This window comes from Thermococcus sp. 21S9, from assembly GCF_012027635.1.
Taxonomy (GTDB): Archaea; Methanobacteriota_B; Thermococci; order Thermococcales; family Thermococcaceae; genus Thermococcus.
The window spans coordinates 1,317,108-1,342,743 of record NZ_SNUS01000001.1; the positions used below are offsets into that span (position 1 = coordinate 1,317,108).

The 25,636-nt window shown below is 54.4% G+C and carries 33 protein-coding genes; 17 read left to right on the top strand and 16 right to left on the bottom strand.

Features of this window, described 5'->3' with window-relative positions; translation table 11 throughout:
• Nucleotide 1: 1 nt before the first annotated feature.
• From mpgP to E3E28_RS07485, 12 genes are all read left to right on the top strand, one after another.
• A complete protein-coding gene (gene mpgP, locus E3E28_RS07430; protein ID WP_206203813.1) occupies nt 2-745 on the top strand; it encodes a mannosyl-3-phosphoglycerate phosphatase in 744 nt (247 codons plus the stop codon).
• Nucleotides 742-2,139, top strand: coding sequence for a mannose-1-phosphate guanylyltransferase/mannose-6-phosphate isomerase (locus E3E28_RS07435; RefSeq protein ID WP_167914596.1), 1,398 nt, complete (start codon nt 742-744; stop codon nt 2,137-2,139). Before mpgP ends, E3E28_RS07435 begins: the two co-directional genes overlap by 4 nt.
• Nucleotide 2,140: 1 nt before the next feature.
• Entirely contained in the window at nt 2,141-3,505 is a 1,365-nt protein-coding gene (gene glmM, locus E3E28_RS07440; protein WP_167914597.1) for a phosphoglucosamine mutase, read from the top strand.
• A gap of 211 nt (nt 3,506-3,716) precedes the next feature.
• Entirely contained in the window at nt 3,717-4,724 is a 1,008-nt protein-coding gene (locus E3E28_RS07445; protein ID WP_167914598.1) for a hypothetical protein, read from the top strand.
• A 1-nt stretch (nt 4,725) separates the two neighbouring features.
• Nucleotides 4,726-5,496, top strand: a complete 771-nt coding sequence (locus tag E3E28_RS07450) for a hypothetical protein (RefSeq protein WP_167914599.1) — start codon at nt 4,726-4,728, stop codon at nt 5,494-5,496.
• Entirely contained in the window at nt 5,493-5,936 is a 444-nt protein-coding gene (locus E3E28_RS07455; protein ID WP_167914600.1) for a hypothetical protein, read from the top strand. Before E3E28_RS07450 ends, E3E28_RS07455 begins: the two co-directional genes overlap by 4 nt.
• A gap of 210 nt (nt 5,937-6,146) precedes the next feature.
• The gene (locus E3E28_RS07460; RefSeq protein WP_167914601.1) at nt 6,147-7,166 is read left to right on the top strand and encodes a hypothetical protein; all 1,020 of its coding nucleotides are present in this window, start codon (nt 6,147-6,149) and stop codon (nt 7,164-7,166) included.
• A 4-nt stretch (nt 7,167-7,170) separates the two neighbouring features.
• Entirely contained in the window at nt 7,171-7,944 is a 774-nt protein-coding gene (locus E3E28_RS07465; protein WP_167914602.1) for a hypothetical protein, read from the top strand.
• Entirely contained in the window at nt 7,941-8,384 is a 444-nt protein-coding gene (locus E3E28_RS07470; RefSeq protein WP_167914603.1) for a hypothetical protein, read from the top strand. The genes E3E28_RS07465 and E3E28_RS07470 overlap by 4 nt, the downstream gene beginning before the upstream one ends.
• Nucleotides 8,381-9,058, top strand: a complete 678-nt coding sequence (locus E3E28_RS07475; RefSeq protein ID WP_167914604.1) for an ABC transporter ATP-binding protein — start codon at nt 8,381-8,383, stop codon at nt 9,056-9,058. Before E3E28_RS07470 ends, E3E28_RS07475 begins: the two co-directional genes overlap by 4 nt.
• Nucleotides 9,059-9,107: 49 nt before the next feature.
• Nucleotides 9,108-9,590 (top strand): permease, encoded by a 483-nt coding sequence (locus tag E3E28_RS07480; protein ID WP_167914605.1) that lies wholly within the window; start codon nt 9,108-9,110, stop codon nt 9,588-9,590.
• The gene (locus E3E28_RS07485; protein ID WP_167914606.1) at nt 9,587-10,186 is read left to right on the top strand and encodes a permease; all 600 of its coding nucleotides are present in this window, start codon (nt 9,587-9,589) and stop codon (nt 10,184-10,186) included. The genes E3E28_RS07480 and E3E28_RS07485 overlap by 4 nt, the downstream gene beginning before the upstream one ends.
• Before the next feature lie 10 nt (nt 10,187-10,196).
• Here E3E28_RS07485 and E3E28_RS07490 read toward each other — a convergent pair whose 3' ends face one another.
• From E3E28_RS07490 to E3E28_RS07530, 9 genes are all read right to left on the bottom strand, one after another.
• Entirely contained in the window at nt 10,197-11,006 is an 810-nt protein-coding gene (locus E3E28_RS07490) for an energy-coupling factor ABC transporter ATP-binding protein (RefSeq protein WP_167914607.1), read from the bottom strand.
• Nucleotides 11,003-11,815: a cobalt ECF transporter T component CbiQ gene (gene cbiQ, locus E3E28_RS07495; protein WP_167914608.1), complete on the bottom strand. Its 813-nt coding sequence runs from the start codon at nt 11,813-11,815 to the stop codon at nt 11,003-11,005. Before cbiQ ends, E3E28_RS07490 begins: the two co-directional genes overlap by 4 nt.
• Before the next feature lie 21 nt (nt 11,816-11,836).
• Entirely contained in the window at nt 11,837-12,172 is a 336-nt protein-coding gene (locus E3E28_RS07500; RefSeq protein WP_167914609.1) for a PDGLE domain-containing protein, read from the bottom strand.
• Nucleotides 12,173-12,176: 4 nt separating this feature from the next.
• Entirely contained in the window at nt 12,177-12,842 is a 666-nt protein-coding gene (gene cbiM / locus E3E28_RS07505; protein WP_342764481.1) for a cobalt transporter CbiM, read from the bottom strand.
• Between the two features lie 164 nt (nt 12,843-13,006).
• Complete coding sequence (locus E3E28_RS07510; protein ID WP_042688952.1) at nt 13,007-13,807, bottom strand: proteasome assembly chaperone family protein; 801 nt, start codon at nt 13,805-13,807, stop codon at nt 13,007-13,009.
• Complete coding sequence (locus tag E3E28_RS07515; protein WP_099210085.1) at nt 13,804-13,983, bottom strand: RNA-protein complex protein Nop10; 180 nt, start codon at nt 13,981-13,983, stop codon at nt 13,804-13,806. Before E3E28_RS07515 ends, E3E28_RS07510 begins: the two co-directional genes overlap by 4 nt.
• Nucleotides 13,984-13,985: 2 nt before the next feature.
• The gene (locus tag E3E28_RS07520) at nt 13,986-14,807 is read right to left on the bottom strand and encodes a translation initiation factor IF-2 subunit alpha (protein WP_167914610.1); all 822 of its coding nucleotides are present in this window, start codon (nt 14,805-14,807) and stop codon (nt 13,986-13,988) included.
• Nucleotides 14,808-14,891: 84 nt separating this feature from the next.
• The gene (locus E3E28_RS07525; RefSeq protein ID WP_015859102.1) at nt 14,892-15,089 is read right to left on the bottom strand and encodes a 30S ribosomal protein S27e; all 198 of its coding nucleotides are present in this window, start codon (nt 15,087-15,089) and stop codon (nt 14,892-14,894) included.
• 2 nt (nt 15,090-15,091) lie between these two features.
• Complete coding sequence (locus tag E3E28_RS07530; protein ID WP_014122025.1) at nt 15,092-15,376, bottom strand: 50S ribosomal protein L44e; 285 nt, start codon at nt 15,374-15,376, stop codon at nt 15,092-15,094.
• Between the two features lie 159 nt (nt 15,377-15,535).
• Between E3E28_RS07530 and E3E28_RS07535 the strand changes: the two genes are divergently transcribed.
• Nucleotides 15,536-16,105, top strand: coding sequence for a ferritin family protein (locus E3E28_RS07535; RefSeq protein WP_240921733.1), 570 nt, complete (start codon nt 15,536-15,538; stop codon nt 16,103-16,105).
• On the opposite strand, the gene E3E28_RS07540 is transcribed toward E3E28_RS07535, so the two are convergent.
• Nucleotides 16,095-16,676 (bottom strand): lysine exporter LysO family protein, encoded by a 582-nt coding sequence (locus E3E28_RS07540; protein ID WP_167914611.1) that lies wholly within the window; start codon nt 16,674-16,676, stop codon nt 16,095-16,097. The two genes, E3E28_RS07535 and E3E28_RS07540, sit on opposite strands and share 11 nt — an antisense overlap.
• Complete coding sequence (locus tag E3E28_RS07545) at nt 16,673-16,909, bottom strand: hypothetical protein (RefSeq protein WP_167914612.1); 237 nt, start codon at nt 16,907-16,909, stop codon at nt 16,673-16,675. Before E3E28_RS07545 ends, E3E28_RS07540 begins: the two co-directional genes overlap by 4 nt.
• 231 nt (nt 16,910-17,140) lie before the next feature.
• Between E3E28_RS07545 and E3E28_RS07550 the strand changes: the two genes are divergently transcribed.
• Complete coding sequence (locus E3E28_RS07550; RefSeq protein ID WP_167915316.1) at nt 17,141-18,340, top strand: pyridoxal phosphate-dependent aminotransferase; 1,200 nt, start codon at nt 17,141-17,143, stop codon at nt 18,338-18,340.
• Nucleotides 18,341-18,348: 8 nt separating this feature from the next.
• Here the strand turns inward: E3E28_RS07550 and E3E28_RS07555 are convergent, their stop codons facing one another.
• Nucleotides 18,349-18,552: a MoaD/ThiS family protein gene (locus tag E3E28_RS07555; RefSeq protein ID WP_167915317.1), complete on the bottom strand. Its 204-nt coding sequence runs from the start codon at nt 18,550-18,552 to the stop codon at nt 18,349-18,351.
• 10 nt (nt 18,553-18,562) lie between these two features.
• Entirely contained in the window at nt 18,563-19,474 is a 912-nt protein-coding gene (locus E3E28_RS07560; RefSeq protein ID WP_167915318.1) for a hypothetical protein, read from the bottom strand.
• 85 nt (nt 19,475-19,559) lie between these two features.
• On the opposite strand from E3E28_RS07560, the gene topA reads away from it, so the two are divergent.
• Nucleotides 19,560-21,716 (top strand): DNA topoisomerase I, encoded by a 2,157-nt coding sequence (gene topA, locus E3E28_RS07565; RefSeq protein WP_167914613.1) that lies wholly within the window; start codon nt 19,560-19,562, stop codon nt 21,714-21,716.
• Nucleotides 21,717-21,746: 30 nt separating this feature from the next.
• Nucleotides 21,747-22,547 (top strand): hypothetical protein, encoded by an 801-nt coding sequence (locus E3E28_RS07570; RefSeq protein WP_167914614.1) that lies wholly within the window; start codon nt 21,747-21,749, stop codon nt 22,545-22,547.
• On the opposite strand, the gene E3E28_RS07575 is transcribed toward E3E28_RS07570, so the two are convergent.
• From E3E28_RS07575 to E3E28_RS07585, 3 genes are read right to left on the bottom strand one after another with little or no spacing between them, the layout of a single operon-like run.
• On the bottom strand, nt 22,531-23,718 hold the full coding sequence (locus tag E3E28_RS07575) for an NAD(P)/FAD-dependent oxidoreductase (protein ID WP_167914615.1): 1,188 nt from the start codon (nt 23,716-23,718) through the stop codon (nt 22,531-22,533). The two genes, E3E28_RS07570 and E3E28_RS07575, sit on opposite strands and share 17 nt — an antisense overlap.
• Nucleotides 23,715-23,918 carry a DUF362 domain-containing protein gene (locus E3E28_RS07580; RefSeq protein WP_167914616.1) on the bottom strand — a complete coding sequence of 68 codons (204 nt, stop codon included), beginning with the start codon at nt 23,916-23,918 and terminating at the stop codon, nt 23,715-23,717. The genes E3E28_RS07575 and E3E28_RS07580 overlap by 4 nt, the downstream gene beginning before the upstream one ends.
• The gene (locus E3E28_RS07585) at nt 23,902-24,597 is read right to left on the bottom strand and encodes a transcriptional regulator (RefSeq protein ID WP_167914617.1); all 696 of its coding nucleotides are present in this window, start codon (nt 24,595-24,597) and stop codon (nt 23,902-23,904) included. Before E3E28_RS07585 ends, E3E28_RS07580 begins: the two co-directional genes overlap by 17 nt.
• 133 nt (nt 24,598-24,730) lie before the next feature.
• Here E3E28_RS07585 and E3E28_RS07590 point away from each other — a divergent pair, with 133 nt between their 5' ends.
• The gene (locus E3E28_RS07590; protein ID WP_167914618.1) at nt 24,731-25,411 is read left to right on the top strand and encodes a thioredoxin family protein; all 681 of its coding nucleotides are present in this window, start codon (nt 24,731-24,733) and stop codon (nt 25,409-25,411) included.
• Nucleotides 25,412-25,636: the final 225 nt, after the last annotated feature.

A 25,636-nucleotide genomic window follows, 5' to 3' on the forward strand; every position in this document is an offset into this window, starting at 1 on the left:
GTTGATTAGGGTCATCTTCCTCGACCTCGACGGGACCCTCCTGGGAAGCGATTACTCGCCCGAGGGGGCCCGTCCGGTCATTGGGGAGCTCCTGAGGCGGGGCTACGAGGTCGTCGTGAACACCTCAAAGACCCGTTTTGAAGTTGAGTACTACCTGAAGGCCTGGGACCTTGAGAAGCCCTTCGTGGTTGAAAACGGAAGCGCGGTCTACGTTCCGGTCAACTACCTCCCTCCCAAGGTCGTCGGTGAGTTCGGGGTGAAACGCGGAAAGTACCGCGTGATTGAGCTCGGGAAGCCATATCCCGAGATAAAGCGCGCGCTTGACGGACTGTCCCAGGAGTACGGGCTCAAGTACTACGGCAACTCAAGCCTTGAGGAAGTTATTACCTTCTCGGGCCTGCCCGAGGGGCTCGCAAAGCTCGCGATGAAGCGCGAATACAGCGAGACGATATTCCGGTGGGAGAAGGAGGGGTTCGAGGCGGAGCTTGAAAAGATGGGCCTTAAAGTGAGCAGGGGGACGAGGTTCCTGAACGTCACCGGCAACACCGACAAGGGTAAAGGGGCCAGGGCTCTCCTCGAACTCTACTCTCTCCTCGGTGAAGTCGAGAGCTACGCGCTCGGGGACGGCGAGAACGATTTCCCCCTGTTTGAAGTCGTTGATAACGCTTTTATCGTTGGAAGCCTTTCCCACCCAAAGGCTAAGCATATAAGCTCGATTGAAGAATTGCTGGAGGTGATACCGTGAAGACCGTAATCCTTGCGGGAGGAAAGGGAACGAGGCTGTGGCCCCTGAGCAGGGAGCTGATGCCCAAACAGTTCGTCCGCTTCCTCGACGATAGGAGCCTCTTCCAGAAGACCGTCGAGAGGGCCCTTCTCTTCTCGAAGCCGAGTGAAATATTCATTGTAACAAACAGAAACTACCGCTTCCGCGTTCTGGACGATTTGAGGGAGCTGGGCGTTGAAATCCCCGAGGACAACATCCTCCTTGAGCCGAGTGCAAAGAACACCCTGCCGGCAATCCTCTGGGCGACGCTCAGGATAGAGGAGGAGTTCGGGAACTCTGTCGTCGCCGTCCTGCCCAGCGACCACCTCATAGAGGTCAACGAGGCCTACGAGCGGGCCTTCGAGAACGCTGAAAAATTAGCAAGGAATCACCTCGTCACCTTCGGAATCAAGCCGACCAGACCGCACACGGGCTACGGCTACATAAAGCCGGGCGAGAAGATTGAAGAGGACGGAAGGATAATCGGGTACACGGTTTCAGAGTTCAAGGAGAAGCCCGACCTGGAGACGGCAAAGCGCTACGTCGAGAGCGGTTACTACTGGAACAGCGGGATGTTCGCCTTCTCGAGCTCGCTCTTCATTGAAGAGGTCCAGAAGCATGCCCTTGACGTCTGGGAGGCCTTCGAGGAGAGTGGGGACGTCGAGGAGGCCTACAACCGCGTCCCGGAGATAAGCATAGACTACGGCGTCATGGAGAAGACCGACAAAGCGGCAGTCGTTCCCCTCAACACGAAGTGGAGCGACCTCGGAAGCTTCGATGCAATATACGAGGTCCTCGAGAAGGACTCAGACGGGAACGCGGTCAGGGTTCGCGGGAAAAAGGGCTACCACGTCGGCGTCAACTCAAGGAACAACCTCATAATGACCGAGAGGCTCACTGCGACGGTCGGCGTTGAGGACCTGATAATCATAGACACCGGCGATGCCCTGCTCGTGGCGAAGAAGGGTGAGAGCCAGCGCGTTAAGGAGGTTTACAAGGCTCTGAAGGAGCTCGGCGACGAGCGCGTCATCGTCCACAGAACCGCCTACAGGCCCTGGGGAAGCTACACCGTGCTTGAAGAGGGCGACCGCTACAAGATAAAGCGCCTGACCGTTCTGCCTGGCAAGAAGCTCTCCCTCCAGATGCACTACCACCGCTCCGAGCACTGGGTCGTGGTCAGGGGAACCGCCAAGGTCATCGTCGGGGACAGGGAGATACTCCTCCGGCCCGGGGAGAGCACGTTCATTCCCGCCGGCGTTAAGCACCGCCTTGAGAACCCCGGAAAGGTTGTTCTGGAGGTCATAGAGACCCAGATTGGTGAGTACCTCGGCGAGGACGACATAGTTCGCTTTGACGACGAGTTCGGGAGGGTCTGAGATGGGGAAGCTGTTCGGAACCTTCGGTGTTCGAGGAATCGCCAACGAGAAGATAACGCCCGAGTTCGCGCTCAGGATGGGCATGGCCTTCGGGACGATGCTCAAGCGCGAGGGAAGGGAAAAACCCCTCGTTGTCGTCGGCAGAGACACGAGGGTGAGCGGTGAGATGCTGAAGAACGCGCTCATCAGCGGACTCCTCAGCGTCGGCTGTGACGTCATCGACGTGGGAATAGCACCCACCCCGGCGATACAGTGGGCCACCAACCACTTCAAGGCCGACGGCGGGGCGGTTATTACGGCCAGCCACAATCCACCGGAGTACAACGGCATAAAGCTCCTCGAACCGAACGGAATGGGCCTCAAGAATGAGCGCGAGGCGGTCGTTGAAGAGGTCTTCTTCAACGAGGATTTCGACAGGGCGAAGTGGGACGAAATCGGCGAGGTTCGCGAGGAGAACATAATCAAACCCTACATCGAGGCGATAAAGAGCAGGGTGGACGTTGAGGCAATCAGGAAGAGAAAACCGTTTGTCGTCGTTGACACCTCCAACGGCGCCGGAAGCCTGACTCTGCCTTACCTTCTGCGCGAGCTCGGCTGTAAGGTCGTCAGCGTCAACGCCCACCCGGACGGCCACTTCCCGGCCAGAAACCCGGAGCCGAACGAGGAGAACCTAAGAGACTTCATGAAGATTGTGAAGGCCCTCGGTGCCGACTTCGGTGTTGCCCAGGACGGCGACGCTGACAGGGCCGTCTTCATAGACGAGAACGGGCGCTTCATCCAGGGTGACAAGACCTTTGCCCTCGTTGCCGACGCGGTTCTCAGGGAAAACGGCGGTGGACTGCTCGTTACCACCATAGCGACCTCCAACCTGCTCGATGACATTGCGAAGAGGAACAACGCGAAGGTTATGCGCACGAAGGTTGGGGATTTAATTGTCGCGAGGGCACTCCTTGAGCACAACGGAACCATCGGTGGCGAGGAGAACGGTGGTGTCATCTTCCCGGACTTCGTCCTTGGAAGGGATGGGGCGATGACAGTAGCAAAGATAGTCGAGATTTTCGCGAAGAGCGGAAAGAAGTTCAGCGAGCTGATTGATGAACTGCCAAAGTACTACCAGTTCAAGACGAAGAGGCACGTGGAGGGCGACAGGAAGGCGATAGTCGCCAAGGTTGCCGAGCTCGCCAAGGCTAAGGGCTACGAGATAGACACCACCGACGGGACGAAGATACTCTTCTCGGACGGCTGGGTTCTGGTTAGGGCCAGCGGAACCGAGCCGATAATAAGGGTCTTCAGCGAGGCCAAGAGCGAGGAGAAGGCCAGGGAGTACCTCGAGCTCGGGCTGAAGTTGCTGGAGGAAACCCTCTAAGGTGTTTTCTTTTATTAACAGTTTTCTGCAGGAGTTGTTCTTGCTCTTACATCTAACAGTTAGGATTAGTTAGATGTTTGAACCAAAACCCTTTAATTATAATTTTCCGTAAGAATCAATATCTAATGCTTGATAAGACAGCAACTAACCTGTTGTGGTTGGTTTGGGGCGTTGGCAATCGGCCCCAATACGTTGCACAGGGGGTGTCTGAATGAAGAAATCAAGCGGAAGGCGTTTTCTCCTGTTTATCTTTGTGTCCATTTTAGCCCTGATTTTTGTACCGAGCACTGCCTCCCTTTCCGAAACATCGGCCCCTTACTGGTTTCATCAGGGCTCGTTCGTTGAGTATAAAGCTGTTAGCTATCATCGTATCGGTGGAGGATTCGTTTTCAATGCAAGCGGAGTTCCGGTGGCTGTAACCGGTCCAAATATAACCGTGGTCTTCAAGGTACTTAACATAACCGGAGATATTGCGAGGGTAAGGGTCACTCTCTCCGTGAGTACAGGCAATGTAGCAGTTGCGCCCGTTACGGTGCTTTATCCGACCAATGGGACTTTTAAACCCTTCTGGAATGCGAGTGATGTAATCAATGTGACGAGAATGCCAAACAATATAACAAGAGTTGTGCTTAAGTCCCTTACCGTGGGTGGGGAATACGAGATAAAACTCAGCAATGGGTGGGTGTATGACCTCCACGGAAACCCTTACGGCCATACGGTTCTTTGGGATGGATTTACCAAGAACGAAACATTTGCGTTATACTATGGTAAGAGAGTGGTTATAACCGAGGTTAAAATAATTAATGCGACCCTAAATACTTACTATTCGAGCTTTCCAAAGCCCAACCTTCTGGTTCACAGCACTCATGTTGTGGCACCCGATGGACAGATTTCGTTTTTTGATGCCTTTTATAGCCCTGGCTACAGGATATGTCTTTCGTTCATAATGGACCCGATACCGGATTTTCATGCCGTTGGTATCTACGGCTTTATGTGGACGGACGATAGAGCGCTGGCCATAGATGAGAAGCTCACAAAAAACGGTAAAATAGTCAACGGAGTCTGGCCACAGGGGGTTATACTGGCCAATGCCACTTTGGGGGAATCCACGACTCCAGCAGTGTCATCCCCCGGGCCCTCAAAAGCCAGGTATCTCCTGCCCGTCGCTGTCGGAATAGCGGTGGTTGCGGGGCTTGTAACATACCGTAGGGGGCGGTGAAATGGGTAGGAAGATAACCCTACTTTCCTGGGAATTGAACGACCCTATACGGGTTCTGATAACCGCGTTGGGACTTCTTGTGACTGGCTATATCTTCCAGCATAGCCTTCTTATCAGCACGGGGGAGGTTGGAACGGTAGCGACTTTGGTAAAAGGGATTAACTCAATGAGCGGTTTTGTGATAGCCCGCGCCATAACCTCGGAAGACTTCTGGATTATCGCCACATTCTTCATTGCGATGCTGGTAACGTTGACGTTTCGTGCAGGTATCGAGGGCAGGTATGAATTAACAACATACTCGCTCCCGTATTCCAAGTCAGAGATTTTTGCTGTGAAACTGTTGGTCTCCTTTTTACTGTCCCTCCTGGTCGTGTTTGTCCCGTTCTTTGTTCTGGTCTCCATTAACTTTGCAGAAACACCCAAGTTCGTTCTCTCCCTCTTTACGGGGGAGCGCTTTGTGGCCCTGTTGATTGTGGTTTTTATGGCAATTTTCTACATCCTTTCACTAACGCTGTTTTTGTCGGTGACTTTGAGAAACATGTTCGCGGTGCTCGTTTTTGCGTTCCCGCTCCTCGTTATCCCTTACTTCGTGACCGCAAACCTTCCACCGGGGAACCTCCTCCGGGAAACGGCCGTAAGCATATCGACTGGTGAATACTTCACACTCTCACAATTTCTCCTTCAACCGCGCTTTATTGTGGGGGGCCTTGTCGTGCCCCTTGTGCTTACGTTGTTATCCTTCGTAATAATCCTGCGGAGGGACGTTAGATGAGGCATCGCATGATAGTTTCCCTGGTGTTTGTCCTTGGGATTCTCTTCCTCCTCCCGGTAATTGAGTTTTCACAGATTCACAAAACGGTATGGCCGGGGGGCGTTTACCCTGTTTCTGGTAACAGGGGAGCGCAGTTTAACTCCCCGGGATGGGCAGTGCTTAACCTGACGTGCAACGGTAAGAGTGGACGTGTGGTAGTGGAGGACGATGTGACCGGCCGTGTCCTGTTGAACTCCACTGTCCTGGGTCACGCTCAGTTTGAGATAGTCCTTCCCCACGCCGGCGATTACAGTATCTACGGTTCAAACAGCAATGAGTCCCTCGTCTGCACTGACCAGGTCTGGAAGCCCTACGCAACCACGACCGTCCAAGACGTTTCATATCTGGGTTCCTCGGCGATGTTTTTACTTTTTGTAATATTGTTAATAATGTTGCGTTAGCATCAATAGACAGTTGAACCAAAATCGCTAAATATTATTACGACAACAATGCATAATACAACTTCAATACTGGTAGAGTTTGGTCATGGTGGAAATGGATTGGGTCTATGTTGAAAAGGACCTTATTTCGATGTGTTGAGTCTGGCAATGAAGGTAGTTGCTTCCGTTGGTGTCCCACCGGGGAGCGTATAACTACTGGAGGAATGCTTAATGAAGAAGAGAATATTTCCTCTCCTGACTCTGTTTTTCTTCCTTTTCTCAGCGTCCTTCACAACCGCGACTCCATACTGGGTTAAACCGGGTTCTCAGCTGGTATACTTTGCTAACGGAACAACATTGAATGCCTACGGCGGTGGGGCATATTATCAAAGGGATGGTTGTGTTGCTAACGTTGGCTTCCAGAGTGCGTATGTTGTTTTTAAAGTCGTTAACCTATCCAATAACTGGGTAACTGTTAATGTTACCGTCGTGTTCTACGGGGACAAGTCCCTTAAATGGCCGTTCTCGGAGGTTTATGCGTATTACCCCGCAACGTGTGCTCCCCCATTTCCGAATCCTCTTAACACTACCCCGTACTCCCGCAATAATGTTTCGCTTAAATGGTCTGACTACGGAACTAAGCTGGTTCTCCACGGGACTTACAGGATATACCTTCCCACGGGTATAGTGTATTCAACTGATGGCCGTGCCTATGGGCACACGATATTATTTGATTTGTATCCCGTTTCCAATAACAGCTACGTGTTTCTCGATGGAAAGCGTCTCTCCTTTAGCGAAATCCGTATTCTGAACTCGACGACGTATGTGACGTATTACCGTAACTTTACTGGACCAAACGTCCTCCTCATGAGTGAACCAACTAACTTTACAGACCCAAGTGGGGCAATTGCATTTCTGAGAACACTGGCCGTGTTTAATCCCGGCAACGACATAACACTGGGTTTTATGGGTGTCGTTCCAGACCTCGAGGCATCTCTCGGAATCAGTGTTGTTACAGTGCTGGATAACATGGCCAAGCGTCAAAAACCCAAATTCTCAGGAGAAGAACTGCAGAGGGCCGTTGCTCCAGGACTCATCCTTTATAGTGTTAGCATTCCCAAAAGTCCGAATTCAGAAACTCAGCCTTCCGTTCAACTCGCAGTGGCCCCGTCTCTTCCCAAGGTATGGGCCGTTAGCGCGGTTGTTGCTATCGTGTTCCTCATCAGTGTTTTCGCATTAAAGAGGGGGTGAACCTATGAATAAGTTCCGGACATTACTCGCCTGGGAACTTAGCGACTCTTTGAGATTGATAATTTTCCTTCTTGGAATTCCCTCTCTAACCTATCTTCTGGCAGTTGGTTACCTTAAATCCCAATGGGAACTTGGTTCCGTTGTTTCTTCACATCCTCCCGTTTACAAGGGATTGTCTCCCATAGGGAGCATCACTGCCGTTCATCTCTTTGATTATCTCTCACTCTCGGCCGGTTTCTGGGTTCTCCTGGCACTTCTTGTCTCAATCTTGTCAGTCTTGTCCTTCCGCTACGATAGGGAACATGGTTATGCGTTTTCGGTTTATTCCCTTCCTTTCAGCAAGGGAGAAATATTTATCGCAAAGTTTTTCTCTGCACTTCTCCTTTCCCTTGTTTCCCTGTATGTCCCTATTTTAATTGTAGATGTGTTCCCAAATGCGGACATACTTGGGGTTATACGAAAAATACTTTTCACGACTCAGTACTGCCATCTGCTTGTTTTTGCCACGTATTTTGTACTCTTCTCCCTGTCGGTCTCGTTGCTGTTTTCAGTTCTGTTAAGGGATATGCTCCTGGCTTTTATCGCGTCCTTTTTCCTTCTTGTTCTTCCATTTTTTGCGGGCCTTAACTGGCCACCCTTTTCATTTGTTTCAATGCTTCCAAGGTCTTTATCCGGTGCGTCACCGTTTGATTTCACCTGGCTTCTAAGGGGTCTCATAGTGCCAATAGCGCTCGTGCTTGTATCTGGACTGGTTTTCACAAGGAGGGATGTCCTATGAAGAGGAGATTCCTATTCGTGCTTTTGTTATCCATTATGTTGGCTCTTCTGGGTGTCTGGGGGGCATACATTACAGTGAAACGAAACCCTGGTTTTATTGGGCCCGTGGTTATGTCGAACTCGCGGGGGGCACTCAGTTACGTATCGATTCATTCCCCTGGGTGGATAGTTATGAACTCCAGCTTTAATGGGAAAGGAAAGCTTATTATTTTGGACCAGTTTTCTAATAGGACTATTTTCACTTACAACGTCAGCGAGCACCTTGCCTATCCAATAGTCCTTCCAAAAGAAGGTAGTTATGCAGTCTACGTCTTGAACGGCTCCCTAACGTTTTCGGCTTATTACCCTGGAGTTTATCCCACTCTCAAAGTCCAGAAAGCCCTGTACATGTCAATAACAATTCTGGCTTTTGTACTGGCTCTGTGGAGGTGGAGGGCATGATTGAGGCAAAGAACCTGACCAAGCGTTTTGGGCGCATAGTGGCGCTCGATGGTGTTACAGTTGAGATTCCCGAGGGCTTCAACCTAATCCTCGGCCCAAACGGGGGAGGGAAGAGCACCTTCTTCAAGCTGGCAACGGGTGTCTACCGGCCAACTTCCGGAAAGATAGCCCTCTTTGAGAAGAACCCCTGGAAGGATGCAGAGATTAAACGGAAGATTGGGGTCTCCTACGACCCCGTTTCGTTTCCCCCGCTAATCTCGGGTAGGGAGTGGCTTGAGTTCATAGCGCGTTCCAAAGGCTTCGATGAGAGCGAGGTCGAGCGCGTTGGGAAGCTCTTTCAGCTCGACTTCCTCGACGAGAGAACGTCCAACTATTCCTCGGGAATGCTCAAGAAGCTCGCGGTGGCCCAGGCCTTCGTAGGCGCTCCCGAGTTGATTATGATAGACGAGCCCCTGGCTAACATCGACTTTGAAACAATGGGACGATTCGTAAAGCTTTTCAGGGAGATGAAGGGTGAAACAAGCTTTCTCGTCATAAGCCACATATGGGAGCCATTGAAGCCCGTCGTGGACAGGCTGTACGTCATCTCCAACGGAAGGCTTATCCTCCAGGGTGAAGCCCGGGAACTCTGGGACGATGTGGAAAGGCTGTTCCGCTTTCCCGTTTCCGAATAGTTCACGAACTTTATAAGCCGTCCCCTTCACACTTTTTCCGGGGAAGACCATGAACGGAACGACGCTCTTCATAAACGCCCTCGCCCTTGCCTGCCTCGCCCTCGGCTTCATGAAGGACCGGTTAAAGACGAGGCAGGCCCTGAAGGTCTCCGTGAAGTTTTTCGTTCGGATTCTTCCGACGATGCTTGCGATAATACTGATAATCGGTCTTATGTCCGGCTTCGTGCCACCCAAAACAATCTCCCGCGTCGTCGGCCAGGAAGCGGGGTTCATCGGCGTCCTGACGGTAGCAGTTCTCGGGGCGATACTTCAGATACCGTCCCTGATAGCATTCCCGCTCGCCGCTTCCCTGCTCAAGATGGGGGCCTCGCTGACCTCTGTGGCCGTTTTCATAACGACGCTGACGATGATTGGCTTCGTTACCCTCCCGTTGGAGATTAAAATCCTCGGGAAGCGCTTCGCCCTGCTGAGAAACGTCCTCAGCTTCGTAATCGCGATTCTGATAGGCCTCTTAATGGGGGTGTTACTTTGAGGGCCGACGGCAAGGTTCCAAAGGGTTCGGGGAAGGGCCGTGGGGCCATGAAAAATCAGAAGAAGGCCCTCCTGCGCGATTTGGCGTTCCTCGGTGCCGTTGTGGTGATAACCGCAGTTCTTCTCCTCATGTTCCCGGAGAAGAGGACCCCGGTTTTCTCGGCGTCAAAGGACTACCTCGTGGAGATGCTCCTCGTAATGCCCGCCGTAATGGTCCTGATGGGCCTGTTCTCAGTCTTCGTCCCTGATGAGCTGATTGTGAAATACCTCGGGAAAAGCTCCGGGCTCAAAGGCATGCTGATAGCGATACTCATCGGTGCTTTTCCAACAGGACCGCTCTACGTGGCCTTCCCGATAGCGGCATCGTTGCTCAAGAAAGGCGCCCGCGTCGCGAGCGTCGTCGTCTTCCTCTCCGCCTGGGCCTGCATAAAGATTCCGCAGGAGCTAGTTGAGTTGCAGTTCCTAGGGCTGAGGTTCATGGTAACGAGGCTGGCCCTCACGATAGTCTTCGTGATTGCCATGGGTCTGCTCATGGAGAAGATCTTGGGAAGGGAGCTGAGGGACGTTCCCGGGGCGCCGGAGCCGGGAAGGCGGTGAGTTTAACTTATCACCTCTGGAGGAGGCCCCTTAGAATCTCCACAGCCTCCTCCACGCTCAGCGGGATTTCGTTGATACCGAGCTCGTGGAAGAGCCTCACTATCTCGGGCACATCGAGGTTCGCCCTCTCTATGAGTTCAGGCCTCGAAAACAGCTCCCTCGGCGTTCCCTCGAAGAGGATTTCTTTGTTCACCACGTAAACCCTGTCGGCGAGGCGAATCAGCCTCAGGTCATGGGTAACCACTACGACCGTCTTTCCTTCCCCCTTCCAGCTCCGAATCATGTCGAGCACGAAGTTCCTGTTCCTCAAGTCCAAATCCCTCGTCGGCTCGTCGAGGAGAAGAACTTCCGGCTCCATTGCCGTTACGCAGGCTATCGAGGCCTTTTTCTTCTCGCCACCGCTCAGGCTGTACGGGTGTCTATCGGCCAGCTTCTCGATGCCGAGTCTTCTGAGTTCTTCTCTGGCCCTCTCAAGGCCCCTCTCTTTACTCCACAGGTGAACGGGTCCAAAAGCTACATCTTCCAGAACCGTCGCGCTGAAGAGCATAACATCTGGATTCTGGAACAGGAAGCCGACCTTCCGCCGAAACTCCCCGTCCGTCATCGTGTCCTCCGTTATCGGCTTTCCCTCGAACAGTATCTCGCCCTCCGTTGGCATGACCAGCGCGTCCATCAGCTTGAGCAGTGTGGTCTTTCCGGCGCCGTTCGGCCCGACTATGGCCAGGGTTTCTCCCCTCTCAACATCCATGTTTATTCCCCTGAGCGCCCACTCCCCGGTTGGATATCTGTAGGAAACGTTTCTGAGCTCGTAAACCTTCATAGCAATCCCCTCGTGAAGGCAAACGTTAGTACGACGAGGAGAACGGTGAAGGCCGAGAACGCGTAGTCGACCTTTCCAGCCTTGAACTCCCTCAGCGGTTCGATTTCGTTGGCGTAGCTCCTGGAGAGCATGGCGTAGTAGAGGTCCTCGCCGAGGGCGTTGGCCTTTATGAAGGTCGCCCCGATGTGCTTTCCGGCCTCTTTCCAGCTCTCGACCATGCCGAGTTCTCCAGCTAACCTCGCCCTCCTCGCGTGCATCGCGTCAAGCAGGAGCTTGGCGAGGAGGAATATGTAGCGGTAGGTTAAGGTCATTATGGTTATCACCATTCCGGGAACCCTGAAGAACGCGAGGGCCGAGACGATGTCGTTCCACCTGCTCGTCATCGTGAAGAGTATCGCGTATGAAACCGCAGTCGCGACGCGGAGCGTAAAGAGAACCGCCCAGCGGATTCCCTCCCTGCTCGCGGTGAGACCGAACAGATGAAAAACCGGCTCGCCCGGAATCATGAATATCGAAGGGAGGGCTATAACCCCCGTGAAAATCGGAATGAAGACCCAGACCCTCTTCGTGAACTCGACTACCGGCAGTCTGGAGAGAACCGCGAGGACGAGTGCAAGGAAGTAGAAAGCTAAAATCACATCAATCCGTCCGAGGGAAACCACCGTCGCGACTATCGCAACGAGCGAGAACACCTTAACCCTTGGGTCGATTCTCTGAAGCAGGCCGTCCATTCTCGCGTACCTCTCTGAGAAGACGGCGTTGGTCGTGAACTCGAGGACTTCCCTGGCGGTCTCTTCGAGGAACCCCATTCTCACCACCAAAAAATAAATTCAGGAGGAGGCGCCCTTGCCGACCACGAACTTGACGAGGGCGTAGTAGAGGGCAACGACGAGTGCCGTTCCAACTATCGCGGAGATTATGTAGCCTATCGAGGCGTGGAGCTTGTCCTCCCAGCCTGGGATGTTGTAGTCGGGCAAAATCGCGTGGTTCCAGGCGTCCGCGAGCTTCTCCATGCCGGGCAACTTGTGGCCGACCATGTGCTCCACAGTCTGGACGTCCCACTCGCCCCAGGCATCGTCGTAGTTCCACACGAGCAGTATTCCAATCGGGGAGAGGATTATCATGACGCCGACTATTGCGAGGAGGGTCTTGGTTACCTTGTCCATTCAATCACCCCCTTGCAAGGGTCCTCATCTCGAAGAGGTCGGGCCTGCTCTTTCTGACGTACCACACGACTGCCGCGGTGACGACCGCCGCGGCGGGGCCTGCTGTGACGAGGTGCGCTATCGCCATCGCCGGAACGGAGACGCTGAGGGGGTAGGGGCAGTAACCGGGCTGAATGTAGGGCTGTATTCCGAGTTCGATGCCCGCCATTATCGCCGCTGCAACGAGTCCAACGTAGGCGCCGATTCCAGCTGAGATGACCTCGTTGAGCTTGAACTTCTCTGTGAGGAACTTGTAGGTGTAGTAGCCGACGAAGGGGAGGACGACGCCCATGTTGAAGACGTTGGCGGCGTAGGTCGTTATTCCGCCGTCACCGAAGAACAGGGCCTGAATGAGCAGAACTATTGTCAGCGACACCGTTGCGGCCCAGGGGCTTATGAGTATCGCTATTATCGTTCCGCCGACGATGTGCGCCGTCGTTCCTCCGGGAACCGGCATGTTGTACATCATCACGAGGAACGAAAAGGCCGTGAGCACTCCCAGCAGGGGCACCTGGCTTGGCTTGAGGTTCTTGAGCCACTTGAAGGCCCTGTACCAAATAGGTATCATAATCAAATAGAAAAACGCGCAGGTGTACGGCCCAAGGTATCCATCCGGTATGTGCAATTTCACCACCCCTCATTCCTGATTGGTGTTATCAGGACCTAAGATGGTGTTATCCTATAAAAAACTTTTTGAAAAGAGTGTTACTAACCTCAGGTTCACAACGGGAAGGGGTAGACTGGGCCTTCAAAATATGAACGGGGAAGTTAAGGAGAATAAAAGGTATCAAGGTATCAGAGGTAGCCCCTGTCCTCTTCTTCCGGAGCCGGGGGCATCGTCTGCTCGAGCATCGCTCTCTGCATCTCCTGAACCTTCTGGAGTATCTCCTCGGTCTCCTTGGCGCGCTCCTCGAGGGCTGTCATGTCGAGCTCTATTCCGAGTATCTTCGTGACCGCCGTTAGAACTGCCTTGGCGGCCTTGGCGTCGACGATGTAGCCGAGGCTCTCGCCGAGTATGCTTATACCGTACATCGAGCGGAGCTTGCCCATGCCGAGGAGAAGACCGGCGGCACCGACTATGGCTCCGCCCTCGTCCTCCCTCCAGACTACCTCGACGGAGCAGTCCTTGAGCTTCTCCTTGTAGTAATCAACGAGCTCCTCGTGGGTTACCGCAGCTAAGACCCTCGGCTCGCCCTGGAGTTCCGGCACTTGGTAGCCACCCATCGTTATTATCTCCCTGACGCCGAGTTCCTGAACGAGGTCGAGCATCTTGCCGACAACCTCGTAGTGGCCGGGGCTGTCCGTCGGCGGAACCTGCTGGTCGCCGGTGATGATGATTAGGTCCCTTCCGTTCTCGTCGGGGTTCACCCAGTAGTAGAACTCGTTCTTCATGAGCTCGACGATTGAGCCCTTCTTTATGATGACCTGGTGCATGAAGTGCGGTGAGTAGAGCTCGGCGAACTTCACCGCGTTGAGCTCCTGAATCAGGTGCTCCGCGGCGAGCTTTCCAACGAGGCCTATGCCAGGGAGGCCTTCTATGAACACCGGGTCCCTGAGCTGGGGCCTCTCAAGGAGGTAGATGGTGGTTTCCTTCATTTTCTCACCTCTATCCCAAGGACTTCCCTTCTCCACCTGCGCCGGTACTCACCGTAGGGGTCCTCCGGCGAGAAGCGCGGTGGGTGGGCTACCTTGGTCTTCGCCCCGCAGACCGGACAGGTCTCCTTCAGGGTGTACCTGCCACATTCGGGGCACTTTCTTATGCGGAACTTCATGGTTACCTCCTCTTAATCTTCCTTATGCGCTTCTCCTTCCTGATGAGGGTTGCCTCTCCGCCCGCTTCCTTTATGACGCGGAGGATTTCCTCGGCTATGCTCTCGAGAACCTCCTCCGCCTTGTAGTAGTCCGGGGCGGTTATGTCAATCCTGTACCTCGGAGCGCCCTGGTAGGTGAACTTGACGTCTATGTCCTTCTCCTCGTTGGCCCTATCGCGCGCCCTAATCAGGGCCTCCTTGATTATCTCGATTCCGTTGGGCTTCGGAACGGTTATCTCGAACTCCGCATCGATGGTAACGGTCGGAATCTCGACGTATGCCTCGATGATTGGCCTGAGCGCTTCAATCCACTCGTCGCTTATGAGCCCCTTGAGGACGTCCATCCCGTTCTGGGCGGCGTCCTCGAAGGCGGCGTAAACCTCTCCGTACTCCTCCTCGAGCGGAACCCAGACCTCGCGCCAGGCCGTCTCGAAGTCCTTGCCTATCTTTTCGGCGGCCATCTTGAGAAGGTTCTCAGCCTTCTGGGCGCGCTTGTACTCCTGGAGCTTGGCCTTCCTCTGCTGTTGGTTAACGCGCTTGAGGCTCAGGTCTATGTGCCCTTTCTCGGGGTCAACGCGGATGACCTTGACGACTACCTTCTGGCCCTCCTTCACGTAGTCCCTGATGTTCTTGACCCAGGTTGGAGCAACCTCGCTTATGTGCATGAAGCCTTCCTTTCCGGGATACTCGTCAAGGGTGAGGAACGCTCCGTACGGGTGAATGTTCTTGACGGTAGCGACGACGAATTCTCCCTCCTCGGGAAACTCCTTGGCTTTCCTCGGCATTCTAACCACCTCTAAATTTTTCTCTCCGGAAGGTTTACGAGAAGAGGTTTTTAAAAGTTTGGCGGGAAGGAAAAAGGGAGGAAATCACTCGAGAACCTCGAGTATCTTGGCCTTGATGACGCCCTTACCGCCGGTCGGCTCGACGAGGGTTGCACCGCAGACGAGACAGCGAACCTTCGTCGCCGGGTGGCTGAAGACTATCTGCTCGTTGCCACAGTCAATGCACTTGACGCGGAGGAACCTGCTCCTCGGCATCGGGATGAGGTTCTTCGGGAGCGCCATGTTCACACCTCCACGAGCTCGAACTTCTTAACGCGGAAGCCCTTTCCTCTGGTGTGGGCCTTACCGCAGACGGTGCACCTAAAGCGGAGGTCGAGCTTCTTGACCGGCTTCTCCCTTCCGGCCGGGTTCGGCCTCGGGAAACCGCGGTAACCCTTGAGGATTCTGCGGAAGCGCCTCTGACCCTGGCTGAGCTCGCTCCTCGGCCTCTTCTTAACTTTCTCTACCTTGTGGATGGTGTGCTTCTTACAGTACGGGCAGTAGGTCCTTATCTTCTTCGGGTACTTCATCTCACTCACCTCCACGGGGAGCCCGGTGGGTTCCTTCGCGGATACCCCCGAGCCATGAGCCGATGATTAGCTCGGGTTTCCCGTTTGAGGAGATGTTTAAAAAGCTTTTTCCCGGTTCCGAAACTTTTAAATACTAAAGGTTACTAAAAATGCTCGGTGATGGAAATGAAGAGAATGATAGACATCGTCAGAGAAGCAAAGAAGGTTGAGGAAAAAGCGGAGAAGGACTACAAGAAGCTTCTCAAAAAGCTTGACAAGCCCGAGTACGCCGATTTGAGGGGGCTTATTCTGAGGCTCGCCATAGACACCGCCTTCCACAAGCACCTCATGGAGGCCCTGGAGAAGGCTTACGACGAGGCCGTTGAGCTCGTCGAGGAGTACGCCGTCGAGAAGCCCAACGATGACTTTGCCCTAATTCCGGGCGTTCCAACGATGGTCATGCCCCTCGGTTTCGGCCCGATTGGTGCCAGGATTCCGCCTGAGGAGATAATAGAGGAGTACCTTAAGGACTTCCCGACCGAGGTTGTTCTCCCCGGCACCGATGAGAAGCTCATTGAGATTCTGAAGAGGTACGCCGAGGAAGAGGACGAGATGAGAAAGCTCTACGATGAGCTCTCAAGGAGGGCCTTCCACCCGGTTGTGCGGGAGCTTGTGAAGGAACTCAAGAGGAACGAGGAACAGCACGAGAGCCTCGTCAAGGGCCTCGTCGAGAAGTACTCTAAAGACTGAGTATCAGCGGAACCAGGAAGGGGACGATTGCCGTTAGAATGAACCCGTGGACGAAGGCAACGAGTGCCACCTCCCTTCCTCCAAATTTTGTTATTATCGGCAGGGTCGTGTCCATCGTCGTCGCCCCTCCCATCACCACCGCCCTTTCCGGGTCTATTCTCCCGATTGCGATGGGGTAGAACAGAATGGTTAGGATTTCCCTCATCAGGTTCCCGAGGAAGCCAACCGCGCCGTAAACCGCGGAGTACTGCGCTATAAGCGGGCCCGTCAGTGAGTACCATCCACAGCCGGCTCCGATGGCGAGGCCCCACCTCGGCTCTATCCCGAGAATCAGCGACGCCAGCAGTCCGCCAAGGATTGAGCCAGTCAGCGTTAAAAACGGCAGGACGAGGGCCTTTCCTCCGACCTTCCTGAGCTCCTTGGCGTTGAAGTTCAGCCCGAGGTCCATTCCGATAAGGAATATGAGGATGTAGAGCATCAGCTCGTAGGCGTTCCCGAAGTCCGGGCTGAGGAAGTGCCCCACGAGCGTTCCGATGGTGAGAGATGCCAGGACGAGGTAGAGGAACCTCACCTGACCACCTCCGCGAGGAGAAGGCTACCGGCTATCGTCAGAACCGCGAAGAGAGCTGAAACGCCGAGGAGCCAGAGGCCGTTTACCTGAACCTCCCCGGTCTTGACCCCAAGGAAGAAAATCATCGCGAGTAGCGCAATGCTCGTGGGAGTTTCAAGGTTCGGCTTTTTTCCGGCCCTTTTCAGGAGGTAGCCCAGCAGAAGGCCGAGGATGAGCGGGATGAAAACGTTCATGCCTTAGATTTTGCTCTGAAGGTTAATAAAAGTATCGAATGGGCTCGGAGGGTGTTCACGTCATCATCTGTGAGCCCTCAGTTTGCTTGCTATTCTTCATCGCCCGGGAAGGCTTTGAGCGGGGGGTTTTAAACGTTTCCCGAAAATCCATCGCTTTACGGCCGTTTTCGGCGAAACTTTAAGACTCAAGGTTTTTATGATGAACGTCTCAACCTTCGGGTGGTGGTCGTTATGATTAGGGCATCAGAGCGTGCAATGGGCGTTGAGTACGCGATTAGAGACGTTGTTCTCCCTGCGAGGGAGCTTGAGAAGAAGGGGATAAAGGTCATACGGCTCAACATCGGTGACCCTGGCAAGTACGACTTCCAGCCCCCGAAGCACATGCAAGAGGCTTATTGTCGCGCCATAAAGGAGGGCCACAACTACTACGGGCCGAGCGAGGGTTTACCCGAGATGAGGGAGGCCGTCGTTAAGAGGGAGAAGTGGAAGAACGGCGTGGACATAATGCCGGAAGACGTCCGCGTCACAACGGCTGTAACCGAGGCGCTCCAGCTTATATTCGGCTCGCTCCTCAACCCCGGCGACAACATACTCGTTCCGAGTCCAAGTTATCCTCCCTACGTTGGCCTCGTCAAGTTCTATGGCGCCGAGCCGAGGGAGTACCTGACCGTCGAGGAAAACGGCTGGCAACCGGACATCAACGACATGAGGAAGCTGATAGACGAGAGAACGAAGGCAATAGCCGTCATCAACCCCAACAACCCGACGGGAGCGCTCTACGAGAAGAAGACCGTCAAGGCGATACTCGACTTGGCCGGCGAGTACGACCTGCCGGTTATAAGCGACGAGATTTATGATTTGATGACCTACGAGGGCAAGCACGTCTCGCCGGGCTCGCTCACGAAGGACGTCCCGGTTATAGTGATGAACGGCCTCTCGAAGGTCTACTTCGCCACCGGCTGGCGTCTGGGCTACTTCTACTACGTTGACCCCGAGGGCAAGCTCGAAGAAGTGAGAGAAGCGATTGACAAGCTCATGCGCATAAGGATATGCCCGAACACGCCGGCCCAGTTCGCGGCGATAGCGGGTTTAACTGGCCCGATGGACTACCTTGAGGAGTACATGAAGAAGCTCCGCGAGAGGAGGGACTACATCTACAAGCGCATCAACGAGATTCCCGGTGTCAGCGCGGTCAAACCGCAGGGAGCGTTCTACATCTTCCCGAGGATTAAGGAGCGCTCGAAGTGGAAGAACGACAAGGAGTTCGTGCTCGATGCCCTCCACGAGGCGCACGTCCTCTTCGTCCACGGCTCTGGCTTCGGAAAGGCCGGCGACTGGCACTTCAGAATCGTCTTCCTCCCGCCGGTCGAGATACTCGAGGAGGCCATGGAGAAGTTCGAAGAGTTCATGAGAAAGAGGCTCGGGGCTTGATGCCCCTTTTATCCCCCTGAAACGACCGGAATTACCTCCACGGTAACGCCGTCTTCAACTTTTTCGTCCTCGAGGACAACCCTTCCGTTAATCCTCGCTATCGCGCTCTCTGTGTTGAATCCGACCTCCCTGAGGATATCTGCCACCTTCATGCCCTTCCTCCACTCGACTTCCTTCTCTATTCCCCTTCCGAGGACCCTGACCTTAATCATCGCCACCACCTCACGTGAAGAGAACCGTCCTCTTAAAAACGTCCCTGTGGTTTCCGAAGGCCTCGAACATCTTTCCGGAATAGCTCTCAACGGCGGAATCGAGCAGTTTGTTGAGGTTGTAGTTTATCTCCTCGCCCATCGGCATGTAGAGCGGTGCCGGCTCGTAGTAGTCCATCCCCTTGAGGAGTGACGTCGAGAAGTACCAGAGGGTCTTCTTAATCTTCCGCCCCCGGACTGGAGAGAAGCTGGCCTCGCCTCCACCAAAGGACGCGTGGAGGACTATAATCTTTTCGACCTCGACGCCCTTCTTGAGGAGCCTCCTCCGCTCGGTGCTCTCCAGGTCAACTATCCTGTAACCGCTCCTCGTGGTCTCGTCGTAGTCTATCGAGACGCCGTAGACGTCCTCAATCCTCGGGTCGTAGACGAGGACCTCGGTTCCTCCGATGACGTAGAGCTTCCCCTCGCGGACGTCAACGACCGTGTTTTCGGTGCTGAGGACGTCCAACCCCTCGGAGACGGCTATGGCTGACATAGTGCTCTTGCCCGTGTGTGGGTAGCCGACGAAAAGAACCGCCCTTCCCTCTGGGTTGACGACGCTCACCGAATCGGTTATGAAAATCCTGCCCTTCCGCGCGCCGGCCCTTGCCGTTGCCTGAAGGAGGAAGAAAACGGGCGCCTCGTTCTTGTAGGCGGAAGGAACGGCGGACTCGAGCTTGTAACGGTCCTTTCCGTTGACGTCGTACATCGAGCTGAAGACCCTGAAGGACTTGCCCTTGAAGCGCTCTATCAGAATGTCGGGCTTTATCTCTGCCCTTAGAACGTCCGGCAGGTAGCGCCGAGCGAAAAGCGTTCTAAAGCCGTCAACGAAGCCGTCGTTGAGCTCCCCGCTGAAGAGAACACCGACACCTCCGACGCTCAGCATCGTCATCAAAGGCCCTTCAGTTAGCGGGTTATAAACCCTTCGTCGGAGGTTTTTTATAGAGGGTCGCCAATCGAAGACGAGGCCTATGGTCACGCTCATCATAGCCGAGAAGCCCAACGTCGCGAGAAAGATAGCCTACGCCCTGGCCGAGGGAAAGCCCGTCAGGAAGACGATAGGGAAGGTAAGTTATTACGAGTTCACCCGCGACGGCAAGAAGGTGATAGTTGCTCCGGCGGTTGGCCATCTCTTCTCCCTCGCTCCGAAGACCAAAACCTACGGTTATCCGGTCTTCGACATAGAATGGGTTCCCGTTTACGTCGCCGAGAAGGGCAAGGGCTACGCGAAGGACTACATCAAGGCCCTCGCGACCCTCGCGAAGCAGGCGGATGAATTCATAGTCGCCTGCGACTACGACACAGAGGGCGAGGTTATCGGTTATACAGCTCTGAAATACGCCTGTGGCGTTGACCCTTCGAAGGCGAAAAGAATGAAGTTCTCTGCCTTGACGAAGAAGGACCTTCTCAAAGCTTGGTACAACCTCGAGCCGACGATAAACTTCGGAATGGCAGATGCGGGAATAGCACGTCACGTTCTCGACTGGTACTGGGGCGTGAACCTCTCGAGGGCCTTAACCTCTGCCATAAAGCACGCCAGCGGGAAGTGGATGGTTCTCTCCACTGGTCGCGTTCAGGGGCCGACGCTCAAGTTCCTTGTGGAGAGGGAAAAGGAAATCCAGAACTTCAAGCCGAAGCCGTACTGGGTCATCAAGATGATTCTTGAGAAAGAGGACAAGCAGTACACGGCGACCTACGAGAAGGACAAGATATGGGACGAGGAGGAGGCGAAGAGAATCGTCCAGGAGGCCAAGAAGGGGCCGGCCTTCGTCGAGAAAGTTGAAGTGAAGCAACAGAAGAGGAATCCTCCAGTCCCCTTCGACCTCGGAACGCTCCAGAGAGAAGCTTATTCTGCCTTCGGCTACAGCCCGAAGAAGACCCTGGAGATTGCACAGAAGCTCTACGAGAAGGGTTTACAGTCGTACCCGAGAACCTCATCTCAAAAGCTCCCCAAGAACCTCAACTTCCGCTCGATACTGCAGAACCTCGCGAAGTTGCCGGAGTACAAGCCCTTCGCCCACGAGCTTCTGGGCAAGGGCAACCTCAAGCCCGTTGAGGGCAAGAAGGAAGACCCAGCTCATCCGGCAATCTACCCCACCGGCGAGCTTCCAAAGCCCGGCGAGCTGACCAAGGACGAGAAGAACATCTACGACCTCGTCGTGAGGCGCTTCTTGGCTCTCTTCATGGAACCTGCCATCAGGGAAAGTGTCAAGGTAATTATAAACTCCAACGGCCACCGCTTCATCCTGAGCGGTGCGAGAACCCTCAAGGAGGGCTGGCTGAAGGTCTACGGGAAATACGTCAAGTTCGACGAGGTAATCCTTCCCCAGTTCAGGGAAGGCGAGCCCGTTAAAGTTATCCAGATTAAGCGCGAGAAGAAGAAAACGAAACCTCCCGCCCGCTACTCTCCAGCGGCCGTAATCAAGAAGATGGAAGATTTGGGCATCGGAACGAAGGCGACGCGCGCGCAAATCCTCGAAACCCTCTACCAGAGGGGCTACATCGAGGGCAAGAAGAAGATAAAGGTTACACCCCTCGGCATGCGCGTCGTGGAGGCCCTTGAGAAGAACGTCCCCGACATAGTCAGCGTTGAACTCACGAGGGCCTTCGAGGAGAAGATGGAGGAGATAATGGCCGGAAAGGCAAAGAAGGACGAGGTAATCGAGGAGAGCAAGGAACAGCTGATTAAAATCCTCAAGGTCTTCAAGGAGAAGGAGCTGGACATCGGAAAGATGCTCCTCGAGACGACGGGAACGGGCGTTACAACCTCAAAGGACTCGGCCAGGGTGGAGAAATCGAAATCCCGGTCAGAGGCTTCCGGAACTCCCATGAAATCCGGCGGTGAGAAAGGGAAGACCAGGTCCCCTGAGAGACAAAGGCTCGTCCTCGGAAAGTGCCCCAAGTGCGGTGGTGACTTGGTTCTCAAATACAACAGGAAAACCGGCAAGCGCTTTGTCGGTTGCTCCAACTGGCCGAAGTGCAACGTTACCTACCCGATACTCCAGCGCGGGGAAGTTATTCCGACGAACAAAACCTGTTGCAACGGCGCTCCAGTGGTGAAGATTCGCGAGAAGGGCAGGGAGTACGAGATTTGCCTCGACATGAACTGCAAGGACTGGAAGCGATAGCCTTATCTTTACTTATGATGAATCCCTATCATGGACGAGTGGGAGAGAACGGCAAAGGTTCTGTTGGCCAACGCCCGTGAGTTCCTTGAAAGGCTCCGCGACGAGGTCAGGCTGAACGAGGTAACGGTGGCGAGCCTCCTCGACGTCCAGTCGACCTTCATCCTTGGTCTGGCGGACGCGAGCCTTTACGCCTTCTCTATTGGACTGGATGACGTCGTCGAGAGCGCTTACAGTTTATTCCTTGAGGGGTTGGAGGTTCTTAAGGCCGGTCACCTCTTCATAAGCGAACCGGAGCTCGGCCTGTGGCTTTCTCCCCTCCGGGATGTGAATCCGGAGAGGGGCTTTTCCCTCGACAGGCGCTTCTCGCTCCTCGGGGAGCCGAAGCCGACGATGGTCTGGGCTAACCGGGTTGTCCAGCTCAGGAACGCCCTCCACGGAAAACCCGTTAGGGACCCGCTCAGGAACATCGGCTACGGGATAGGCGAGGGCGATAGGCGCTTTCCGGTTCTGTTGAAGGCAGTTAGAAGACTTTACACGCTTTATCCCGCCCCACTGGACGAGACCGCGAGGCTTTTGGCCCTCGAGCTCGGGTTGGGGCTCGACGAGAAACCTTTAGAGTGCTCCAACGGAACCTGCGAGGAGATAACGGAACTGCCGGACGTTTCGGCCTTCAGAAAAACGGTTTCAGGAGATGTTGAGCTCTACTATCTCATCGAGAACTCAAAAGGTCTCCACTCCCCCTGGGGAAGTCTGAGCGTCGGGAGTGCAAGGGAGATAGTGGTATTCTCAAGGAAGAAGGGAAAGGGGTTCAGGCTCAGAGAAGGCTTTTGAGGAGCTTTATCCTCCTCGGGCTGAGGAGAACCTTCGGGTGCTTGAGGAGGGCCTTTATGACCTCCACGTAGTCTCCGCCCGCTATCTTCTCCGCGTCTGCCCCGCTGAGAACCTGTATGAAGAGGTCGAGGTCTTCATCGGTGAGTTTCTCCGTGACCTTCCTGACCTTGAGGACCTTCTCAAGCCTCTTTCCGTCGGTCTCCCACCACTCCTTAGTGTAGTTCTGGAGTAGCGAGAGGTTCTCCTCTTCGAGGGCTTTGACAATCCACTTGCTCGCTATCGTTCCCGCTTCCATCGCTTCCGCCATTCCACCGCCGTGCATCGGGTTTACCTGCCTCGCGGCGTCGCCGACGACGAGGACGTTGTCCTTAACGAGCTCCTTGACGAAGCCTCCAACTGGAACGACTCCAACGTTCACCTCAAGGAGCTTCTTAGCCGGAATATTGTTCTCCTTCAGCCACTTGTCGAGGTAGTACTTGGCCGTCTGTGGGTTGTCCGAGTTGATTCCTATACCAACGTTGGCCCTGTCCTCGTCCTTCGGGAAGACCCAGACGTAACCCCTTGGTGCAATCTCGTTGCCGAACCAGAGGTGTATGAGGTCGGGGTCGTAGCCCTCGATGAGCATCTCGTACTCGTAGCTTGAATCGAACTCGTGTGGTGGGGCGTAGGTGTTTATTCCCGCTTTCCTCGCTATCGTGCTCTCGACGCCATCAGCCGCGACGATAACGTCGGCGTAAATCTCAATCGGCTCGCCCTCGTGCTTGGCCTTGATTCCAACGACCTTTCCGTCCTTCCTTATGACGTCCAGGGCTTCAGTCCTCGCGAGAACGTCTGCCCCGGCCTTAGCGGCGTAGTAGGCGAGCATCTTGTCGAAGACCTTCCTCTCGAGGATAACACCGCTAACGTCCTTGTAGCGGAGTTCGAGCTCGTAACCGCTCGGGGAGTAGAGTTTCGCCCCGTAAATCTCGCGGTTGATGAAGCGCTTGTCGTAGGGGATGTCGTACTTCTCGAAGACCTTTATGCTTATGCCCTCGGCGCACTGCTTAGGAGTTCCGATGGCCCACTTTTTGTCTATCATGAGGACTGAGTAGCCAGCCTTTGCGACGTTTCTCGCCACTATGGGCCCTGCTATTCCTGCCCCAACGACTACAACGTCATACTTCCAGCTCATTTGCTCACCTCCAGGGGCTCGGCGCTCAGCGCTCCGACTGGACAGGCGTTGACGCATATCTTACAGCTTATGCACTTCTCTTGAATAAACTCCCAGCCACTCGAGTGCACCTCTATCGCCAGAGTCGGGCAGACTCCAGCACAGCCACCGCAGAGGTAACAGCGGTCTTCGTTAACGAGGATTTTAATCTTCTCCGGCATCGCCTTCACCGCCGAGCTTTGCCTTCAACCTTTCGTCATCTATCGTTATGACCCTGTCTTTTATTCTTAACGGAACGAACCTGTCCAGCTCGCTCGCCTTCTGGAGCACCTCTCTCTCCTTGAGGTTGAGCCTGTCGCTGAGTTCGTCAACCGTGGCCGAGCCGTTGAGGAGGACGTAGTGGAGGATTGCCAGCTGGGTCATGTCGCCGATTTCCTTGAGGTAGGTCTCCTTAATCATCGCCATGAGCCTGTCTCTCCGGCCCTCTATCGCCTGGAGCTCCTTGAGGATTTCTTCGAGCTTTTTGCTTAGGTTTCTAAAGGTTAGAATCATCTCGTCGAGGTTTTTGGGCTCCTCGGGGAGCTCTATCGAGACCTTCGGCTCCTCGCTCAGGTCAAGACCGCGGTACCAGAAGATGTTGGGGGTTATCGTGACGACGTAGGTTTTGGCGATGTTTATGTCGTAGTACTTCCTCGCGGGGCCGATGAAGGGGCCCTCACGCTCGTAGGATTTGAGTATCCCCTCGCGCTCCATTATTTTAAGGTGCTTCGCTACGGCCGTTGAGGAGACGCTAACCTTACTGCTCAGAAAACTGAAGTAGCACTCGGTGCAGGTGAGGTGGCTGAGCAAATCGCGCCTCACCTTGTTCCCGAGGATGTAGAAAATGTCGGGTTCATTCATGGCCCACACCCACCCAAACCTGTGACGTAAAGCTTATATATTGGACATTAAACTTAAGGTTGCAAACCAGGGGATTTTCACCCGGAGAAAATGGTTCGCGAGGATTATAAACCTTTAGATGGAGGTGTGATGAATGGGACTGATTAGCGACGCCGACAAGAAGGTAATAAAGGAGGAGTTCTTCTCCAAGCTCACCGAGCCGGTTAAGCTCATGGTCTTCATCGGAAAGGACCACTGCCAGTACTGCGACCAGCTCAAGCAACTCGTTCAGGAGCTTGCCGAGCTGAGCGACAAGCTGAGCTACGAGTTCATAGACTTCGACACCGAGGAGGGCAGGAAGAAGGCCGAGGAGTACAGGATTGACCGCGCTCCTGCCGTCAGCATAACCAGAAACGGCCAGGACGTCGGCGTCAGGTTCTTCGGCCTTCCTGCCGGCCACGAGTTCGGTGCCTTCCTTGAGGACATCGTTGACGTCAGCAACATGACCACCGACCTCATGCCCGAGAGCAAGGAGGAGCTTGCCAAGATTGACAGGGACGTCAGGATACTCGTCTTCGTCACCCCGACCTGCCCATACTGCCCGCTCGCGGTCAGGATGGCCCACAAGTTCGCCATCGAGAACACCAACGCCGGCAAGGGCAAGATACTCGGCGACATGGTCGAGGCCATCGAGTACCCGGAGTGGGCTGACCAGTACAGCGTCATGGCCGTTCCGAAGATAGTCATCCAGGTCGACGGCGAGGACAAGGTTCAGTTCGAGGGTGCTTACCCGGAGAAGATGTTCCTCGAGAAGCTTCTCTCCGCCCTGGAGTGAGCCTTCTCTTTTTATCTCCCGCCAACAGGGTCATTGTTTAAAAGGGTTTTTCAAACCCACCCGCGCTAAATGAACAATCCAATACATCAACGAACCGAAACGGGCTGAAAAACGGTTCTTAAACTTTACGCAACCGATATAAAGCCTCTCCACCGAGATACCACTCGAAAAGCTTATATACCGGAACCCGCAGGTGGAGGGTAGTGATATCGTTCTAATAAAAAA

Coding starts and splice junctions, on each gene's coding strand:
- E3E28_RS07455 (WP_167914600.1), top strand. CDS start 5,493: ATGAGGCATCGCATGATAGTTTCCCTGGTGTTTGTCCTTGGGATTCTC.
- E3E28_RS07555 (WP_167915317.1), bottom strand. CDS start 18,552: ATGATTAAGGTCAGGGTCCTCGGAAGGGGAATAGAGAAGGAAGTCGAG.
- E3E28_RS07445 (WP_167914598.1), top strand. CDS start 3,717: ATGAAGAAATCAAGCGGAAGGCGTTTTCTCCTGTTTATCTTTGTGTCC.
- E3E28_RS07460 (WP_167914601.1), top strand. CDS start 6,147: ATGAAGAAGAGAATATTTCCTCTCCTGACTCTGTTTTTCTTCCTTTTC.
- E3E28_RS07585 (WP_167914617.1), bottom strand. CDS start 24,597: ATGAATGAACCCGACATTTTCTACATCCTCGGGAACAAGGTGAGGCGC.
- E3E28_RS07465 (WP_167914602.1), top strand. CDS start 7,171: ATGAATAAGTTCCGGACATTACTCGCCTGGGAACTTAGCGACTCTTTG.
- E3E28_RS07550 (WP_167915316.1), top strand. CDS start 17,141: ATGATTAGGGCATCAGAGCGTGCAATGGGCGTTGAGTACGCGATTAGA.
- E3E28_RS07500 (WP_167914609.1), bottom strand. CDS start 12,172: ATGGACAAGGTAACCAAGACCCTCCTCGCAATAGTCGGCGTCATGATA.
- E3E28_RS07510 (WP_042688952.1), bottom strand. CDS start 13,807: ATGAAGGAAACCACCATCTACCTCCTTGAGAGGCCCCAGCTCAGGGAC.
- E3E28_RS07450 (WP_167914599.1), top strand. CDS start 4,726: ATGGGTAGGAAGATAACCCTACTTTCCTGGGAATTGAACGACCCTATA.
- E3E28_RS07525 (WP_015859102.1), bottom strand. CDS start 15,089: ATGGCGCTCCCGAAGAACCTCATCCCGATGCCGAGGAGCAGGTTCCTC.
- E3E28_RS07570 (WP_167914614.1), top strand. CDS start 21,747: ATGGACGAGTGGGAGAGAACGGCAAAGGTTCTGTTGGCCAACGCCCGT.
- E3E28_RS07480 (WP_167914605.1), top strand. CDS start 9,108: ATGAACGGAACGACGCTCTTCATAAACGCCCTCGCCCTTGCCTGCCTC.
- E3E28_RS07560 (WP_167915318.1), bottom strand. CDS start 19,474: ATGCTGAGCGTCGGAGGTGTCGGTGTTCTCTTCAGCGGGGAGCTCAAC.
- E3E28_RS07470 (WP_167914603.1), top strand. CDS start 7,941: ATGAAGAGGAGATTCCTATTCGTGCTTTTGTTATCCATTATGTTGGCT.
- glmM (WP_167914597.1), top strand. CDS start 2,141: ATGGGGAAGCTGTTCGGAACCTTCGGTGTTCGAGGAATCGCCAACGAG.
- E3E28_RS07530 (WP_014122025.1), bottom strand. CDS start 15,376: ATGAAGTACCCGAAGAAGATAAGGACCTACTGCCCGTACTGTAAGAAG.
- E3E28_RS07575 (WP_167914615.1), bottom strand. CDS start 23,718: ATGAGCTGGAAGTATGACGTTGTAGTCGTTGGGGCAGGAATAGCAGGG.
- E3E28_RS07515 (WP_099210085.1), bottom strand. CDS start 13,983: ATGAAGTTCCGCATAAGAAAGTGCCCCGAATGTGGCAGGTACACCCTG.
- E3E28_RS07520 (WP_167914610.1), bottom strand. CDS start 14,807: ATGCCGAGGAAAGCCAAGGAGTTTCCCGAGGAGGGAGAATTCGTCGTC.
- E3E28_RS07590 (WP_167914618.1), top strand. CDS start 24,731: ATGGGACTGATTAGCGACGCCGACAAGAAGGTAATAAAGGAGGAGTTC.
- E3E28_RS07580 (WP_167914616.1), bottom strand. CDS start 23,918: ATGCCGGAGAAGATTAAAATCCTCGTTAACGAAGACCGCTGTTACCTC.
- E3E28_RS07490 (WP_167914607.1), bottom strand. CDS start 11,006: ATGAAGGTTTACGAGCTCAGAAACGTTTCCTACAGATATCCAACCGGG.
- E3E28_RS07545 (WP_167914612.1), bottom strand. CDS start 16,909: ATGAACGTTTTCATCCCGCTCATCCTCGGCCTTCTGCTGGGCTACCTC.
- topA (WP_167914613.1), top strand. CDS start 19,560: ATGGTCACGCTCATCATAGCCGAGAAGCCCAACGTCGCGAGAAAGATA.
- cbiQ (WP_167914608.1), bottom strand. CDS start 11,815: ATGGGGTTCCTCGAAGAGACCGCCAGGGAAGTCCTCGAGTTCACGACC.
- E3E28_RS07535 (WP_240921733.1), top strand. CDS start 15,536: ATGGAAATGAAGAGAATGATAGACATCGTCAGAGAAGCAAAGAAGGTT.
- E3E28_RS07475 (WP_167914604.1), top strand. CDS start 8,381: ATGATTGAGGCAAAGAACCTGACCAAGCGTTTTGGGCGCATAGTGGCG.